At 56.1% G+C, this 16,914-nt stretch carries 12 protein-coding genes; 6 read left to right on the forward strand and 6 right to left on the reverse strand.

From position 1 onward, the window contains the following. Positions 1-155 precede the first annotated feature (155 nt). The gene (locus Mal52_RS02495; RefSeq protein WP_145374088.1) at positions 156-494 is read left to right on the forward strand and encodes a hypothetical protein; all 339 of its coding nucleotides are present in this window, start codon (positions 156-158) and stop codon (positions 492-494) included. 113 nt (positions 495-607) lie between these two features. Here the strand turns inward: Mal52_RS02495 and Mal52_RS02500 are convergent, their stop codons facing one another. Then, complete coding sequence (locus tag Mal52_RS02500; protein ID WP_145374090.1) at positions 608-1,363, reverse strand: hypothetical protein; 756 nt, start codon at positions 1,361-1,363, stop codon at positions 608-610. A gap of 27 nt (positions 1,364-1,390) precedes the next feature. Next, positions 1,391-2,092: a leucine-rich repeat domain-containing protein gene (locus Mal52_RS02505; protein ID WP_145374092.1), complete on the reverse strand. Its 702-nt coding sequence runs from the start codon at positions 2,090-2,092 to the stop codon at positions 1,391-1,393. A gap of 276 nt (positions 2,093-2,368) precedes the next feature. Between Mal52_RS02505 and Mal52_RS02510 the strand changes: the two genes are divergently transcribed. The 3 genes from Mal52_RS02510 (at position 2,369) to Mal52_RS02520 (ending at position 6,154) form a co-directional block, all read left to right on the forward strand. Next, complete coding sequence (locus Mal52_RS02510) at positions 2,369-4,102, forward strand: hypothetical protein (RefSeq protein ID WP_145374094.1); 1,734 nt, start codon at positions 2,369-2,371, stop codon at positions 4,100-4,102. A gap of 430 nt (positions 4,103-4,532) precedes the next feature. Beyond that, entirely contained in the window at positions 4,533-5,252 is a 720-nt protein-coding gene (locus Mal52_RS02515; RefSeq protein WP_145374095.1) for a PEP-CTERM sorting domain-containing protein, read from the forward strand. 191 nt (positions 5,253-5,443) lie between these two features. Beyond that, positions 5,444-6,154, forward strand: coding sequence for a DUF1559 family PulG-like putative transporter (locus Mal52_RS02520; protein WP_145374097.1), 711 nt, complete (start codon positions 5,444-5,446; stop codon positions 6,152-6,154). Positions 6,155-6,287: 133 nt separating this feature from the next. Here the strand turns inward: Mal52_RS02520 and Mal52_RS02525 are convergent, their stop codons facing one another. Together Mal52_RS02525 and Mal52_RS02530 are read right to left on the reverse strand one after the other, a co-directional pair. Then, a complete protein-coding gene (locus Mal52_RS02525) occupies positions 6,288-7,991 on the reverse strand; it encodes an ATP-binding protein (RefSeq protein ID WP_231962503.1) in 1,704 nt (567 codons plus the stop codon). Between the two features lie 153 nt (positions 7,992-8,144). After that, positions 8,145-8,501 carry a DNA-binding transcriptional response regulator gene (locus Mal52_RS02530; RefSeq protein ID WP_145374099.1) on the reverse strand — a complete coding sequence of 119 codons (357 nt, stop codon included), beginning with the start codon at positions 8,499-8,501 and terminating at the stop codon, positions 8,145-8,147. 396 nt (positions 8,502-8,897) lie between these two features. On the opposite strand from Mal52_RS02530, the gene Mal52_RS02535 reads away from it, so the two are divergent. Both Mal52_RS02535 and Mal52_RS02540 read left to right on the forward strand, forming a co-directional pair. Next, positions 8,898-10,874, forward strand: coding sequence for a M20/M25/M40 family metallo-hydrolase (locus Mal52_RS02535; protein ID WP_197534615.1), 1,977 nt, complete (start codon positions 8,898-8,900; stop codon positions 10,872-10,874). Between the two features lie 95 nt (positions 10,875-10,969). Then, positions 10,970-12,520: a rhamnosyltransferase WsaF family glycosyltransferase gene (locus Mal52_RS02540; RefSeq protein WP_145374103.1), complete on the forward strand. Its 1,551-nt coding sequence runs from the start codon at positions 10,970-10,972 to the stop codon at positions 12,518-12,520. Between the two features lie 21 nt (positions 12,521-12,541). Here Mal52_RS02540 and Mal52_RS02545 read toward each other — a convergent pair whose 3' ends face one another. Continuing rightward, the gene (locus Mal52_RS02545) at positions 12,542-16,564 is read right to left on the reverse strand and encodes an FtsK/SpoIIIE domain-containing protein (protein WP_145374105.1); all 4,023 of its coding nucleotides are present in this window, start codon (positions 16,562-16,564) and stop codon (positions 12,542-12,544) included. A 99-nt stretch (positions 16,565-16,663) separates the two neighbouring features. Further along, positions 16,664-16,900, reverse strand: a complete 237-nt coding sequence (locus Mal52_RS02550; protein WP_145374107.1) for a hypothetical protein — start codon at positions 16,898-16,900, stop codon at positions 16,664-16,666. Between the last annotated feature and the right edge of the window lie 14 nt (positions 16,901-16,914).

Raw genomic sequence — 16,914 nt, forward strand, 5'->3', positions numbered from 1 at the left:
TTCCCAAGCTCCGGCTTGGGAACGTCCGTTTGCGAGGATCTGCTTCGCGCGGGCCGATGGAGACTCTAATATCCCAATTGAAAAACTCGAAGCAGAGCTTCGAGAAATTGGGTTCCCAAATAGAAATTGGGAACCCGGGGAGTTGGGCGAAGACGATGGTAAAAAAGAAACCGAAATCGTTGGCCATTTGGTTTCTGGGGATATTGCTTGCGTTGTCGTTCTCGTATGTGCTGTCCTTCGGTCCCGCAGCTTGGCTGGCACATGCGGGTTATGTATCTGACGAAACCATGCTTCGGGGATACGGGCCAATTCTACGCACGGCAGCAAATCGCCGCGGCTCAATAGAATCGGTCACATTGTGGTACGCGGGCCTGACCGCTCTGGAACGTGAAAAACCACGATTAACGATCCGCTCCTTCGAGATAGAGTCTGGGAAAGCAGTCGACGTCTATTTGCGTTGGGATGGCGGACCGAGTCTCGAGAATCGGTGGTAATTGTGGACCTTCGGTCTTATCTCCAACCAGCTGTTGCACACCGGGATCAGACCGCCTGTGGACTGCTCGCTGACGTTTTCCGTCCAGGAGATTCTCTAAGCCATTCGCGCTCGTCAGGGATCCCGAGTTTGGGCGGCTATGAACGCCGGACCGTCATGGACCGTCGGCGGGTCGATGCGAATTGTCGTCGTAACGCCCGTCTTTTTTGCTTCCAACTCGTCAATCCGCTGAGACACATCGCCCAGCAGGCTGCCGTAGCAGGTCCCACAGAATGACATAGGCTGAAACGTGTCTTCGGCGTGTTTGGCGAAGAAAATTGCAGAATCGTACGCTCCACATTTTTCGCTAACCAACGATGCGGTGAGGCAGGTCGCATGCGAATGGTCTGGATTTGCGAACCAGAGTGCGGCCACACAGAGGAGTAACGCCGTTTTTTGCCGGCGCTTGGCCAGCACCCGCGCGCGTCTGAAAATTTGGTGCAGCTTCCGGTGCGGGTCATTGGTGACCACCAGTATCAGACCGAGCGTCGTTAACATCAGCCCCAGGCAATGCTCCTCGGGATGCGCGAATGCGACGTCTAGTATTGATGGTCCCCACCGCCGCAATTCGAACAAGGCCCAGATTGCCAAAATGGCCGAACCGGTCAGACGGCCTAGGGTTCTCAGCGGATCGGTGCGAAATACAAAAAATAGCACCACCGCCGCAATGAGGAACCACGATTGCCAAAAAACAATTCGCGACAGTTCGTACAGTGCGGCGATGATCCCATTCGCGAAACCGGCAAGAACCAGCAACCAGCCGATGGTGCGGAGAATGCGCGGACCGAATGATTCATTTTCTGAGACCAGCAGGTGCGAGGGAGCACTCATGGATTCAGTCCGCCGGTGACTGCGCTTTTAGTCTTGTTTGACGTAACACCCAGGGATGGCGGATTGAAATTCTAAAGCTGCTGTTTCTGTCACTTGCGTGCCGGTAACAACCACTTGTTTGAGTGTTTTGATATCCTTCAGGGTGTCCAGCCCCTCATTGGTAATTTGTGTCCCGGAAAGGTCGAGTCCTTTGAGTCGGCGCAGGTCGACAAGTTTTTTAAGCCCTTCATTTGTGATTTTTGTGCCGGAAAGGTCGAGAAAAGATAATCGAGGGAAAACGCCGATTCCTTCCAAGCCCGCATCGGAAACCTGTGTTTTGGCAAGTAGGAGATGACGTAGGGACGTGATCTCCTTTAACTGATCCAAACCAATGTCTGTGACTGCTGTATTGGAGAGGTCCAGTTTCGCGAGAGCCTGCAGTCCGACGAGGTGCTTCAATCCGGTGTCTGTGACTTGAGTGCCATTGAGCAGAAGGCGTTCCAATTCGGGAAGCGACTTCAAGTCTTCCAGATCGGTATCCGTAATTTCCAGGTCCTCTAAACGAAGCTGCCTATGGTGACCGTTGTAATGTCCTCCGGCCTCTTTGAATTTAGCGACAGCTTCACTTTTCAAGGTTTGGGCCTGCAGTGCGGCTGGGTCCGGTGGTGGTGGCGTATCTTTCGATTCGTCTCCCCCACCACAGCCAATCAGTAATAACACGGTCAGCAGCCAGCAACATCGACCATTCATCTATGCGTTACTCCCTAGAGTCAGATTTTCAAGGTTTTATGAATTATGACACGGATCTAAGTGATGAACAATGGTATCTGCCCAGCCGTCTCTGCAGGGAGGGTTCGCTACAAAGGCTCCGCAGGACGATAGTCGCCCCCCCGCTGGACCGCATGCTTCCCAAGCACCTGTTCGAGGCTCGTTTCTATCATACGTGCGTTTCGCAGCAGTGTTTGATAAATTTAGTCTCCCACGAGTGACGCGCCCCGCCTCAAATTTCGTCCTAGGAGCCTCCCCATGCGAATCGCTCACACAGTGTCGCTTTGTCTCGTTGTTGTTGTGGTCACCGCGACTCCGCTGTCTGCACAACTCGTGCAGCGGAAGCAGGATTTTTCCCGCGATCCGGGGTGGGATCATTTCCAGAATCGGATTGTCGGCACCGAAATGCCCCTCGTCGTCCAGGACTTTGGCTGGCGGGAGACAAATTTTACTGAGAGCGGTCCGGGAGAGATTGGAGGGCGGGTTGAGAATTCGCGGCGACAGGCCTATTACGCGATTCCGCTCGGCAAGCCGCTCAGCTTTGATGATCACCTTTCTGCTTCAGGCAAATTGACGATCAAGCACATCGGCCTGCGCGGTGTGGGGTATATCGGATTTTTCAATTCGCAGCGACACACCTGGCGGGTTTGGTCGTCGATGGCGTTTCGCATTTGGGAAGAGGACAACCTGGGTCAAATCATGTTTGACTGGATGTCCAGCGATTGGCAGGCGCGGGGGGCGGAAACAGCCATTTTGCTTGCTGCCGATGGCAAAGTGCATACTTGGAGTTTTGAATACGATCCGGACGCCAAAGACGATCCGGTTTGGCGCGACGAAGCTTTGAAAAAACTCATCACGTCCGAAACAGGCAACGGACGTCCCTATGAATTGCAAGGTGAGGAGCATCTGCTCACGCGGCTCAAAGCCTTGGAGCCCGACGTGACCGCCAAACAACTGCGGGAACGGCTGTTGAAACTTCGCGATCAAGGGCTGGTGGAATATTTTCATCGCCACAATCAACACCGTTGGTGGAAGCGGCCCGAAGCGGGGCAGGGGCATGGCCGCATCACATTGACGTTTGATGACGAGACCCCGTATGTCATCTGGTTTGACGAGACGATCCGCCAAGCACCGGTCAGCTTTGATCGTTTTGGCTTGTTCAACATTGCCCGATTTGGCCAGCACATGGAATTGTATCTCGGCGATCTGACAATCAACGGAGAGAAAATCGAACTGTCGCAAGACCCGCATTGGGAAGGGCACAACAACGAGTCAAAATATGTGGAACCGAATTTTCACGGCATGCATAGCTATGGCTGGAGTCAAACCCATTGGGCGGGCCAAAAACCGGGCGAGATCGGCGGGCTGTTTTGGCGGACGGAACCACACGATCCACTGTTTTCGTATTACGCAGACGATGTCGGAGAATTGACGTTGGATGATCCGATTTCATTTTCAGGCACGATCTGTTTCGCCGACGGCATGACGGATGCAGCCGCGTATTTCGGCTACTTCAATCGCGACGACCACATGACGGAATTCGAGCGTGATGACACTGAAGCCGACAAGCTGCGAACCAACCGGCTCGGTTTTTATATCGCTGACCGCACCGCGGTGGGGTATAACCTCAAACCGACCGTTTCGACCACCGATGGACAAAGGGCCGAAGCGGATTGCGGTGTGTTTACCCCGGATCGGAAGCAGCACCGGTTCACGTTCGACTATGACCCCCACGCCAATGAGGGCATCGGCCGCATGACCGTCAGTTTGGACGGCGTTCAGCAGACATTCGATTTGACGCCGCGGATGCGAAAATCCGGTGCTAAGCTGAATCGTTTTGGACTGGCCAACATTCGTTCCGGAGGACATTCGGTCGAGTTCTATCTCGACGACCTGACCTACACCGCACGCCGCTCGCGCGCTGTCAAGTTCATTCCTCAGACACGGGTCAAGGTTCCCTATCCCCACGAACAAGCGGGCCGACGGTATTAGGGAATTCTGCGGACAAGGCGAACGCTTCTTTGGAGCCCCGCCGGACCTGTTCTGAATCTGGTTTGGGTGAACAGGGGAAATCCGTTGACAAGTTTTAAAAAAAACTTGCTGCAAAAACCTGGTGTTAGTCACCAAATGGTCACTGGGAAATGTTGTCTAAATGCAACAATTCGCTAAGACTAATTTTGGAAACACTGAATAACTGAGCAAACTAGGTTTCGTGGGGTATTTCCAATTGACGTTGGTCTGGTAGCGCGCATATTGTCATAGAGAGAGAGATTCATTTTCAACGTCGAGACAATAAACAGTTTTAACGATCTGTTGAAAAAAGGACTCATAAAGCGAAGCGGTGTCGGCAGGTGATTGCGGCCAATTCAATCACCAAGCTTGCGTTCCTACTCCATGATGTACTTACTTAGAGAATTTTCCGATGAAACACTTTTTACTAGCAGGTTTAATAGGTCTCGGTATGCTGTCTAGCGCCGAGGCGGGATACGTCGATGTCTCCATTGGCGATCATTTGAAACTTTATAACGGCACGGGCAACGGTACCGGCGGTGAGTATGATGCCGTGCTCCAGGAATTTGATGGAACGAATTACGTTCCCACAGCGACGACGTGGTCCACGTTTTGTCTCGAGGTTGACGAACACTTTTATTACAACCAATTGTTGAAAGTGAACAACATTTCGGACACGGCGATGTCGGGTGGCACGAACACCAACAATGGGGACCCGATTTCGTTTGCGACCGCTTGGTTGTACACGCAGTTCTCCAACGGTTCACTCGTCGGCTTGAACTCTAGCGGGACGGCCGAAAACGGGAACTACAACGACAACCACGCCGCCAACGCAACGCATCTGCAAAAGGCGATTTGGTACCTGGAAGAAGAGTCACTCGGCGTACACAACAAATATGTCGACTTGGCTTTGGCAGCCGGCTGGACCTCGATCGGCGATGTCCGCGTCCTGAACTTGATGCGGTACTCGAACGGTCAGTTGATCAATGCTCAGGACCAATTGGTCCTGTTGGATCCCGGTCCGGAAGTCGCCCCACCCCTGGTCCCCGAGCCTTCAACGTTTGCCTTGTTGGGCATCGGCGGCTTGGCCCTGGTTGGCTACGGCTGGCGACGGAAACGTCAAGTTGCGTAAGCTGCTATATTTGAATTCTATAAAACCGTCGGCACGGGAGTGTCGGCGGTTTTTTTTCGCTCTTGGGTAGCTGCCAAAAACTGTGGTTGTTCGTTTCGAAAATTCGCTGCATACTGAAACCAGCGATTTTGTGGGAGGGCTATGTTGAATTGCCTCCACAGCGCACCGCCTTGCGTTCCGGGGAGGGAAGAATGCGTCGAAGTATCTGGCTATTCAACATTATGGCGATAATTTTCGGCGGCATTGTGACGTGGTGTCTCTTGATGTCGTTTTCCCCTAACGTGGGCAACGGGCCCATCGCACCGCGCTCTGTTTGCCGTCACCGTTTGCAAGACATCTCGCTGGCCCTGGAAAACTACCACGACAAGTACGGCTCTTTTCCACCCGCTTGGGTTGCTGACGAAAACGGTAAGCGACTGTACAGCTGGCGTGTGCTGATATTGCCGTTTCTCGACCATCGACCGATTTATGATCTTATCCACCTCGATGAACCTTGGGACAGCCCGCACAACATGCAATATTTGCAGGCTGACCTAACAATATTCAAGTGCCCCGACAACGAACACGGCCCGGCAACAACGAACTACGTCGCCGTGCTGAGCGAGCACGGTCCCTGGCGCGGGGCGGAGGCGGTGTCGAAAGACGAGCTTGGCGAGTTGCCGGACGGTGCTATATGGGTCGTTGAACAGCATGGCGAGAAGATCCATTGGGCCGAACCGCGCGACTTGGATCTCGCCACGCTGCCGCTGCACATGAACGATGATTCCGGCCACGGAATCGGCAGCCCGCACGATGGCGGCGCGAATGTGTCGCTGTTGAAAAACGGCAGGGTCGAGTTTCTGGAGGATTCGATGTCGCCCGGCGAGTTGTGGAAGCGATTGGAGTTGTCGCCTGAACGTTGATTTACAAGCTCTACACTCGAAGCGGAGCTTCGGGGAAGTGGGTTCCCAAACAGAGTCTGGGGACCAGGATGGGGGTGGAGTTTGGGGAACAAGGATCGGGGCGGAGTTTCGTTTTCAGGAGAAAGCCACGATCTCAACCCGGTGCTGTGCGGTCCATGGGGGCCGGTTCTTGGATCAGTTGCCATTTGAGCATGAACAGGCTGCCTTGGCCGGGGTGGGATTCGACGAAGATGTCGCCGCCATGTTCGCGGATAATCTGGCGACTGACGGCCAGACCCAAGCCGGTTCCGCGGGCGCCTTTGGTCGATTCGAAGACCTGGAAGATCTTGCCCAACAGTTCTTGCGGAATGCCCGGTCCGTTGTCCGAGACCAGCACGTTGAGCGCGCGGGCGAGGGAGTCGTATTCGGTGCTGATGATCACGCGGCCCCCCTCTTGACCTTCGACGGCGTCGATCGCATTGGTGACGATGTTCAGCACTGCGCGGTGGATTCCGTCGGGATCGAATTGGCTGGCGGGGAGATCGTCGGCCAACCGCCGCTCGAATTTGACACCCAATTCCGCCGCCCGCGCTTGCATCAATTCGCAGACGTCGGCCACCGTTTCGTTTAAGTCCGCCTCAACCATGGCCGGCTGGCGTTCCTTGCTGACGGTCAGCATGTCCATCACCAAGTTGTAGATTTTGGTTTGGTTTTTATCGACAATGTTCCAACCCTTGCGGACGATCTCCTCGTTGAAATCCTTGAGGCCCATCTCGATCAAGTAACTGCCGCCGCGGACGCCTTGCAGAATGTTCTTGATGTGATGACTGAGCGTGGCGATGGTTTGCCCGATCGCGGCAAGTCGTTCCGCCTGGACGAGCGCCTGTTGATAGCGATTGTCTTCCAGGGCCAGTGCCGATTGCCGGCCGATGGCCACCATCAGCCGCAGTAGGTCGTCATTGAACTTTGCCGCATGCCCACCATCGAGCAGGACACGTTGCGGCGAGGTGGTGATGTCGACGTAGAGCACGCCCATCAACTCATAGCGACCTTGCATGGGGACACAGATCGCTTCGCGGATGCCTGCTTGGAAGATGCTTTGCCCGGCGGTAAAGCGGCTATCGGATTGTGCGTCGGAGGTGAGCACCCCTTGTCGATTGGCGACCACACTGTTGACGATCGTATGCGAAATCGGCATGGGAGCGGACTGGTCGACGCCTCGGCGGTAACGGATGGCTTGTGGTGTGACTTGCCCCGTATCAACGTCCCTTAACAGCACGCATCCCCGGTCCGCGCCGACGACGTCGATCGTCAAGTCGAGAATCCGCTCCAAGACCTGTTCAATCGAGGTGGAGTTCCGCACCGCTTCTTCGGAAATGCGATACAGCACCTGCAAATTGGCCAACGATTGGGCGACAGAATCCGGTTTTAAGTCATGGACGTGGGAAACCAGATCGTGTCCCGCTTCGTGCCCAATACTACTGACGATGCTGGAGAGGTCTTCGGCATCCCGTTCGGGGACGAAAGCGATTTTCTGCGCAGCGTTGGATTCGGACGCGCGGTCCAGTGTTTGCGAAAAGAGTAGAACGGTCCGGCCGACCTGAATTTGATCGCCGTTTTTCAATTCCCGGCTGCGAATCGATTCGCCGTTGACGTAGGTGCCGTTGGAACTGTTTAGATCCGTGAGGACGTATTTGCCTTGTTCGGATTTGACCTGGGCGTGACAGCGGGAGATTTCCGTATCGTGCAGACTGATGGTATTAACGACGTCGCGGCCGAGGCCGATCGGCTCATCGCCGATGTCATAACGAGTACCTTGGTCAATGCCTTGGATGACCAGCAACTTTGCATTTTCCACGATTCCGCTTCCGCAGTTCTGGGGGGATGACGATTCAGCCACCTTGAACGGCGGCCTTCGACGGCCACCACAAAATCCGTGGCCACATCATACCAAGGCGAAGCGGTGCCTGGGGAGTCGGTCGCAAAAAATGCAGCGTCCTGCCTGAAATTTTCAATCCGGGCGGGTGGCTGAGAGTAGCTGTTCGACCGCTTGAATCAACTCAGGAAACTGGAACGGTTTTGAGAGATGCCGTTGCGTCGCTGCGGGCCGTGGATCCGCCGAGATTGTTGCCGACCCAATAATGACCTGCGGGATGCCTTGCCAACGGACGGAAGCGGCCTGTTGTGAGGGGAGTGAATCGGCATCGATGACCACGACGTCAGGAGTTTCCTCAATGCGATTGAACGGGACCGGGGCAGTACGTTGGAAATGGTCGACGGTGAGGCCTCGTGGCGACAGAATCGCCTGCAGGACTTCCTGTGTCTCCGTAAGTTCGTCCACGACGAGGACATGTTGCCCGTCATTCACGGTAATATTCCTTGGGGGGGTGAGAGAAATAGGCGGCAGGAGGAGGGAGGATTGCCAGGTGGAGGGGGTGAAAATCAATGTGGGGCGGGAGGATAGCGAGAAGCCGAAAACGTGTCAAAATCAGTTTGAGCATTTCCGAGTAACAAGATAAGACGGTACAGTCCCGACCGGCAGCGGCCGGTCAATAGGCCCGGCTTGACCGATTCGATATACTTCAAGTAGCTTCAAAACCCTCGGACGCGTCCCACGGACACTGATCTGCACGTTTTGAGAAGAAGCGCAACTGGGCTTTGAAACGAGTTCTGGCGACACTTATCTTATTGTGAGCGATTTGTACCATTTCGGAGAACGGCAACGATGCGACGTCAATGTGCTCTAACGTGTGGACTGATCTGGATGGCACTGCTTGTCATCGCCATCGTAGTGCCGCTGCAAGCCGATGAACCGGCCACGGCTTTAGAGAGTCGCCTCTTAGACGGGGTCAAATATCTGGCTTCGGATGATCTTGAGGGGCGCGGCGTTGGGACAGACGGGTTAGACAAGGCGGCGGAGTTCATTCGAGAGCAATTCGAACAAGCGGGCCTCGACGTGCATACCGTCGATGGGGGCGCGTATCAAACATTTGAGATGACGATCGGCTCGAAACTGAGTTCGCCAAACACGCTGGTGTTTAACGGCCCGTATGATGCGACGCTGACGTTAGAAATCCCCAAAGACTTTACGCCGCTGTCATTCGGCGGGAGCGGTAAGTTCTCCGGCGAATTGGCGTTTGTCGGCTATGGAATTGAAGCTGACGACAAGGGATACAACGAATTCGCCGACATCGATGTGCAAGGCAAAGTTGTGATCATCATGCGTCGCAACCCACAGCAGGGGAACCCGCACGGGAAATTTTCCGATGGGCCTCACGGCGGTGTTTCGCGGCATGCGGCGCTGCGGACCAAAGCGGCGAACGCCTATGGCGCCGGCGCAACGGCTGTGCTGTTCGTTAACGATCCCTACAGCGGCCAAGTCGATTTGGACAGTGCCAAAAAACGCGTCGCCAAAGCCAAAGAGAAACTCATCAAAGCGGCCATTGCGTTTGAAGAGGTCGATCTCCAGCAGGCCGAAGCCTTGGCGACGGCTCGGCAGAATCTTTCCACCGCTGTAAAAACACTGGCGGAGCGAAAAGCAGATGTCGTTGCCGGGATGCCTGACGACTTGATGAAATATGGTTACGGCGGAAACACCGAACAGCATGCGATTCCCTTGATGCAAATCACGCGCGACGTGTGCGATCAGATCTTAAAGACCAGCGGAACCGATTTGGCCGCTTTGGAAAAAGAAATCGACAAAGACCTCAAGCCTCGCAGCCAAGTCTTGGACGGATGGCGGGCTTCCGGCGAAGTGTCGATCGAGCGCGTGAAAGCGGAAGTGAAAAACATCATTGGCGTGCTGGAGGGAGAAGGGCCGTTGGCCAATGAAACCGTGGTCATCGGGGCACACTATGACCACGTAGGACGCGGCGGCGAAGGTTCGCTTTCCCCGGGATCGAACGAGATTCACAACGGAGCCGATGACAATGCCTCCGGCACAGTGGCGTTGATCGAACTTGCGCGGCGATTTGCTGCTCGTGACGAGAAACCACCGCGGCGGCTGGTCTTTATCGCCTTTACAGCCGAGGAGTTGGGGCTGTTGGGATCGGCGCACTACGTCAAAGAACCCATCTTTCCGCTCGACAATACGGTCGCCATGATCAACATGGATATGGTAGGGCGACTGAAAGATGACAAGCTGACCATTTTCGGCACCGGCACGGCACCGCGCTGGAATGGACTCCTGGACGAGTTGGGTAAAGAATACGGATTCACCGTCACTAAAAAACCGGACGGGTTTGGACCGAGCGATCAATCCTCGTTTTATGGCAAGAAAATTCCCGTGCTGCACTTCTTCACCGGCACACACAGCGACTACCACCGTCCGGGCGATGATTGGGAAAAGATCAATTCCGTCGGCATGCGCCGCGTGGTGGATATGATGGAACGCACGGTGATGGACACAGCCAAGACGGCAGATCGTCCCAAATACGTGGCGGTCAAATCCTCAACGACTGGCAATCGCGGCGGCAATCGACCCTATTTCGGCAGCATTCCCGATTTCGGACAAGAGACACCCGGCTACCCGTTGATGGGGGTCAGCCCCGATAGTCCGGCGGACAAGGCGGGGTTGAAATCAGGGGATGTGATTGTCGCCATCGACAAGAAAAAGATCGGCAACCTCAGCGACTTTGACTTGGCGCTGCGGAAATACAAAGCGGGTGATACGATCGCCGTCACGGTGCTTCGTGGAAAAGATAAAAAGACCTTAGAAGTGACGTTAGACAAGCCGCGTTGATGGCATAGAACGACAGCGCTATATAAAAAAATATTCGGTCATCCCGATTTGGGGGGCCGTAATTTTATCGTTCGTATCCAGGAGGGAGCCTGCGAATGTCTGTCGGAGTGCCGAATCGCCCCGCCCCGGATGGGAATCAACGGGCTGCTGAGATCGAGGCGCGGATTGCTGAGTCGCGTCGCGAATTGGCCGACTTGTATGCACTCCGCGGCCAGGAAGTGTCTACAGCTGATCGCCCGGCAATCGCGGACTTCAGCACTGATGCCCCGAGCGAATCGGTACAACCGCCGTCCACGCATTCCCGCGCAAAGCGATTGATCCGCACGGGACGCGATGTGCTGCGGCACGTTTGGCGATCGCCAACGGCGCTGTTTGCTGATGTGGAACGCTACTTCGCGCGAAGCAAACATCAACCGCAGCAGTGGTCAAACTCGACAACCGGACGCGTGGCCGTCGAGGAGCGTTTGCAGGATGTTTGGCCGCTCAACGTCGAGATACGCACCGGTCTGGCTCCCACGCTGAACGTCCTGCTGCCCAGCCTTCGCAAACAGGACCTCACCGGCGGCCCGAATACGGCGTTGAACCTGACGTACCGTCTGGCGGCCCGTGGCGTGCCGGTGCGCTACATTGCCACCGATCAAGAACTGGATAGCGACACATCATTCCTCCACGCACATCTGCGCGCGGTCAGTGGAATCGACGAGACGGTCGACGATGTCCAATTTATCAGCGGGCGCAATCGCGGCCGCGCACTGGTGCTGGGCGCCGACGACGTCCTGTGCGGGACCGCTTGGTGGACGGCGCAGATGATCAAGGAGATCCAACCCCGGTTGCGGTCGCAGCGGTTTTTGTACTTGATCCAAGACTTTGAACCGGCGATGTATGCTTGGTCGACCAAGCAGGCGCTGGCCCTGGAGACCTACGGCCTCGACTTCCAGGGAATCATTTGCGGTCGGTTATTGGCCGACTTTCTGGCCAGTGAACGGGTGGGACGATTCTGTGAACCGGGATTTCTCGACAGCTGCGCCACGTTTGAACCAGCCGTGGATCCCCAGCGATTCGCACCACGTTTTGATGCGATGGCCCGCCGAAAAAAACAATTGCTATTTTATGCGCGGCCCCAAGCGCCGCGGAATTTGTTCGAGCTGGGTTTGGTTGCGCTCAAGCAAGCGGCGGCGCGTGGCGCGTTTCCTGCTGCGGAGTGGGAATTGGGATTCATCGGCGGCGACGAGATGCCCACGGCCGATTTGGGAGGGGGCGTGCTGATCAAGTCACATCCTTGGCGCGACTACGAATCGTATGCCCGTTTGTTGCAATCGGCCGACGTGGGGTTGTCGCTCATGCTCTCCCCGCACACCAGCTATCCGCCGTTGGAGATGGCTGCTTGTGGGGCCACGGTGGTGACGAATACGTTTGCTGTGAAAACGGCGGCGCGGTTGCGTGCTATCTCTACCAACCTGCTTCCGGTCGAGCCACGCGTTGAAGATATCGTGGCCGGACTCCTCGCAGCTGTCGAACGGGCCGATCAATTGCCCGAACGTTTCGCCGGCGCGATGCTCGACGTGCCGCCGGACTGGGATGCGGCGCTGGATCCCGTGTTGCCACGGATTCTTGACATGTGGAATGCCTGCCGCGGTCGCGGATAGTTGTGGATGCGACGTGGGTGATCAATTCACCGAAAACATTTCCAGGCTATTCCAGTTGCCCCCCGGTTCGTCTTTGCCCTTTTGGGGAACCTTTGCCGTTGTTGTCGGCAATGGCGCCGGCTCCAAGAGCACACCGTACGGCCGGAACTTTTCGGTTTCGCCAGTCGAATCGTGGTAGAGCAATGCACGATTCGGTCCCAAACGACCGGCGGCGGGCGTGTCGATGATTTGACTGGAGTCGTTGGCGTTCATGCGGAAACAGACGCGGATTTCGATTTCCTTGAGCAGTTTGTTTCCCAGCCAACGACTGACGTTGTTGTAGGAATCACACCACATCAAGACGTGTACGCCGACCGTCGGCCCATCGGTGAGGATCTTGGCAAATTGCTTGCTGGCTGACGGCGGCTTATCGTCACTGCCACCCCACGAGCCGAAATCGTCGTCGTCCTTGCGCAATTCACGGAAGCCGGAGAGATTGACCGCGAAGAAATAAATCGGCGGCGCCGGTTCGTGCGGCGATTCCAGGCGGCGATCGACCACGGCCACCAGTTCATCGACCATCCGCTCCACCGCATCCGGTCCCCCGACGTCGACATTGTGACGGGTGGGGCCGACCGCCTGCTTCCACATGTCCAGTGAACCATGTTCGCTAGCGAGCGCATCGAGAACGTGGAATTGCACAGCGGACTGGTCCGCTTCGTCGGGCGGCGGGTATTGATAGCCCAGGCTGCTCAGACACGAGGTCATGATACCCAGTGCGGAATCGATGCTCTGTCCGGTAATCAGCAAATTGCTTCCCGCTTGTTGGGGAAACTCGACCGCTGAGGCGGCTTTGAGTTCCACCGGTTCGCCCAACCACACGCGGCCGCGCGTTGGTGGGGTTGATGGCGGAAAGGCGCTGATGAGTTCGTTGATTTCAGAGTTATTCTGCGGATCCGAGGGGATATTGCCTTCAAACACCACAGGCGGTTGCTGTGTCAGGCCGCCGCGTAGGGTCGCATTGTACATCCGCCGCAGTTTTTCGGAGCGTTGTTCGTCGTTTAGCCAAGCGATCTGGAAGGGATGATTGCCGTCCAGCAATCCATTGGCGTCGTTATAGATCGCTTCGCCCGGTCGCGTGAGCAACCGCGCGGCCGTGTTGTCTTCACTGAGAATCAAATGCGCATCCGCTTCGCTACATTGCAGCGCGATCCGCACCGCGACTTGGCCCAGGGTGCTGCGTGCCAAGGAATACGCGCCTCCCAATGACTGGGAGCCGAGCAAAACGTGAATCCCAAACGCCCGCCCTTGCCGCACTAGTCGGTCCAGCAACAACGACGCGTTTTGCGACAGCTTGTCGTCTTCGGTGAAGAACTCTTGGAATTCGTCGACCAGTAGCATAATGCGAGGCATACGTTCGTCGGGCAGGGCATTGCGGAACATCTCCACATCCTGCACCCCGTGGGCGCGGAACAATTCACCACGTTCGGTGAGTACGGCATCAAGGCGTTGCAAGACGCTGACACCAAATTCACGATCACTTTCGATCGCAATCACGCGGGCGTGCGGCAGATGGCCGGAAGCGTACGCTTTGAATTCGACACCCTTTTTGAAATCGACCAAGTAGAATTCGACCTCATCCGGGCCGTAGTGCAGCGCTGTATTGGTGATCAGTGCGTGGAGGAAGGTCGATTTTCCCGAACCGGTTTTTCCTGCGACCAATACGTGTTGCGACGTGCCACGCCCGAGCCGCAGATGTTGCAGGCTCGTTGCCCCCGCGCGTCCCAATGGAACGTCGATCCCGGTGCGGCTATCGTGTTGCCACATGTCGGTCTCGGCCGGAGCGATCCTGTCAAAGGGGACTTCGACGCGACGTGCGTTTTTGGAGAGGTCTCCTGCCCAGCGAACGATCTGTGTGAACTGGGCCGATTCGGGGGGAGCGTCGAGTTTTAAGGCGTTGCCGGCCAGTTCTTCCCCCACAAATTCAAAGTGATCATCGTGCCAAACCAGATGGGTTGCGCTGCCGACAAAATCTTCGAGTTCAGTTCCGTGTGGCAACGGCCGTGAGGAGTCGTAACTCATTAAGGTATTCACGCCGCAGCGAGCGCCGCTATTGACGATGCTGATGAGCCGTCGCGCGGCGACATCGCCGATGTTGGCTGGAAAGTCGGCGACGACCAGAAAGTGGTACGGCTCGGCGACTTCACCGGCGAACTCGTTGTATTCCTCGATCGATTTGTATTCATTCCGCAGGTAGGTTTGGAAAACGTTTTCCATATGTTCAGTCAAATCGGCCAGCCGTTGCTCGATGTGCGAACCTTCGGTCCAAATCCGGCTATTGATTAGCAATTCGTCGTAATCGGCCAGATGCATGAACGATGAAAACTGCTCGCCCAATCCCACCGGATCGATGATGGTAAACCGCACCTTGCCGGCCGGAAGTGATGTTAAAATCCGCAGCATCACAGCCCGCAGCGTGTCGTTGGTTGCGCGGCGTCCGGCGCCGTCGGCCTGTAAAAACAATGACGGTCCGCTGGCGAAGGGAAGCAGAACCGGGAACTCCAAGGGAGCAGCCGGGGCCACCCGTTCATCCTCCACCACCGCCGCATCGGCACTGATATCGACATCAAAGTTCCCAAACCGAATTCCCTCCGGAACGTGCTCCGGCAGTTGCCAGGAATCGCTTTGTAGGGCATCTTCAGACAAAGCGCAGGCGGCCGCACGCTGGACAAGGTCTTGCTGTGTGGAAACGCAATCGGTCCAAAACTGGTTCCAGCTGGCGACGATGTCAGCCGTCTCGGTTGTGTACGTCTGTTCGGCCTGTTGTCGAGACGTTTCGTACACTGACCGAATCGTCTCAGGATCCTGTTGTGTGCGACGGGCTAAGCTCGCCAGTGCGGCTTGCCGGCGGGAGTTGATCCGTTCCATTTGGGAAATGCGTTGTTGTTCCATCCCCTCAATTTGTGCGGCAAATTCGCCATCGAGTCGTTCCTGGTCCGCTTGTCGTTGCCGTGCGGCATGGGCCACGTTGGCTTCATGTTTTTCAGTGGCCTGTGCGACGGTGCGGTCGCGCTGTTCGATCCGCGAGTCATGCCATTGTTGAAACCGCCGTTGTTTCTTGCGCAGTTCCTGGTCCGACCACGACCGCCAGTTGTGCAGCGACAATTCCGCCGTGGCAAAGGCGTCTTCCATTTCCTGGATCGCTGATTCGCAGCGACTGGCGGCAACGGCATACAAAATCACCATTGCGACGACGGTCAACCCTGCGGCGCTGCCTGCAGTTGTGGCGATCCATGCGAGACTGGATTGTTGAACCCCCGCGCCGATTAATGTTGGTGGTAAAAGTAGGAATGCCAATAGAAAGCACGCCGCGCTGGACACAACGAACAAAACAGCCGGGCGCCATCCGGTTAATAATTGTGAGGGCACATCCCGCCGCAATTTTAATAATTGCGCTCGGCCCCGTTTGGTCGCCTTCTCACAGCATTCGTAGGCCGCGTCCGGTTCGGTGGGGACGGGGTCCACTTCGGGAAGCAGACTCTCATGCCGTTGCCGTCGTTGTTGCAAAATATCTTTGGCTGTCTCAATGTCGTCGGCGAGAGCTTCGACGTTTTCGATCAAGTGTTCGCGGCTGTTTTGCAGCGTGTGCGTCAACTCTTCCAGCTTGCGTTTGGGGCTATCGCCGGAATCGTCATCCAGCACCGACGAGACCATCCAAGCCGTGTCATCGTACGTCTTTTTTGAGACGGCGACGGCTCGGTCATATGTCCGGTTGATTTCGGCCGTTCGCGCGGTGTGGTGTTGGCGGGCTGCGCCTGCTTCGGTGTTGTATTGCGCCTCCACGTCCGCGGCTGCAACGGTATGTTCATTTTCAATCACACCCTGTGCGGAGGACAACTCTTCGTTCAGCGCAGTGAGGCCATCGGCATAGAGTTCTTCGGCGGCTTGTAGCGCGCTGCTGTGTTGTTCTGCCGCGCTTCGCCAACGGCGATTCCTCGAATTGAGTTGGTCATGCAATTCAGTAACCAACCGCCGCTCAACAGTTGTCGGATCCTCGTTCGACATAAAAGACTTCCTTTTTCCAGGCGAGCAACGCAAACGTATTATGTGACCGAAAAGTCATGGCGGAGCGATGATCGCGCTCCGAGGGTGACACTCACAGAATCAATCATGGGCCTCGGCATTGCAGGCATTTTGAGCTTTCCGCACCACCGATCCGTATAACTGCGTCGACTCAATCGTTAATTTCACAGCGTGCATCAGCGGCATTAATTCGGTTTGTTCAAAGGCAAGGCTGTTCGCGTCGTTCCAATGTTCGCGCGTCTCCAGCCACGCGGCTTCCAACCGTTCGGCCGCTTTGGCCAACTGTGCCGCTCCGCTACTGACGTCTCCTGCACGCATGATGTTCTCTCCCC

This window comes from Symmachiella dynata (assembly GCF_007747995.1).
GTDB classification, from domain to species: domain Bacteria; phylum Planctomycetota; class Planctomycetia; order Planctomycetales; family Planctomycetaceae; genus Symmachiella; species Symmachiella dynata.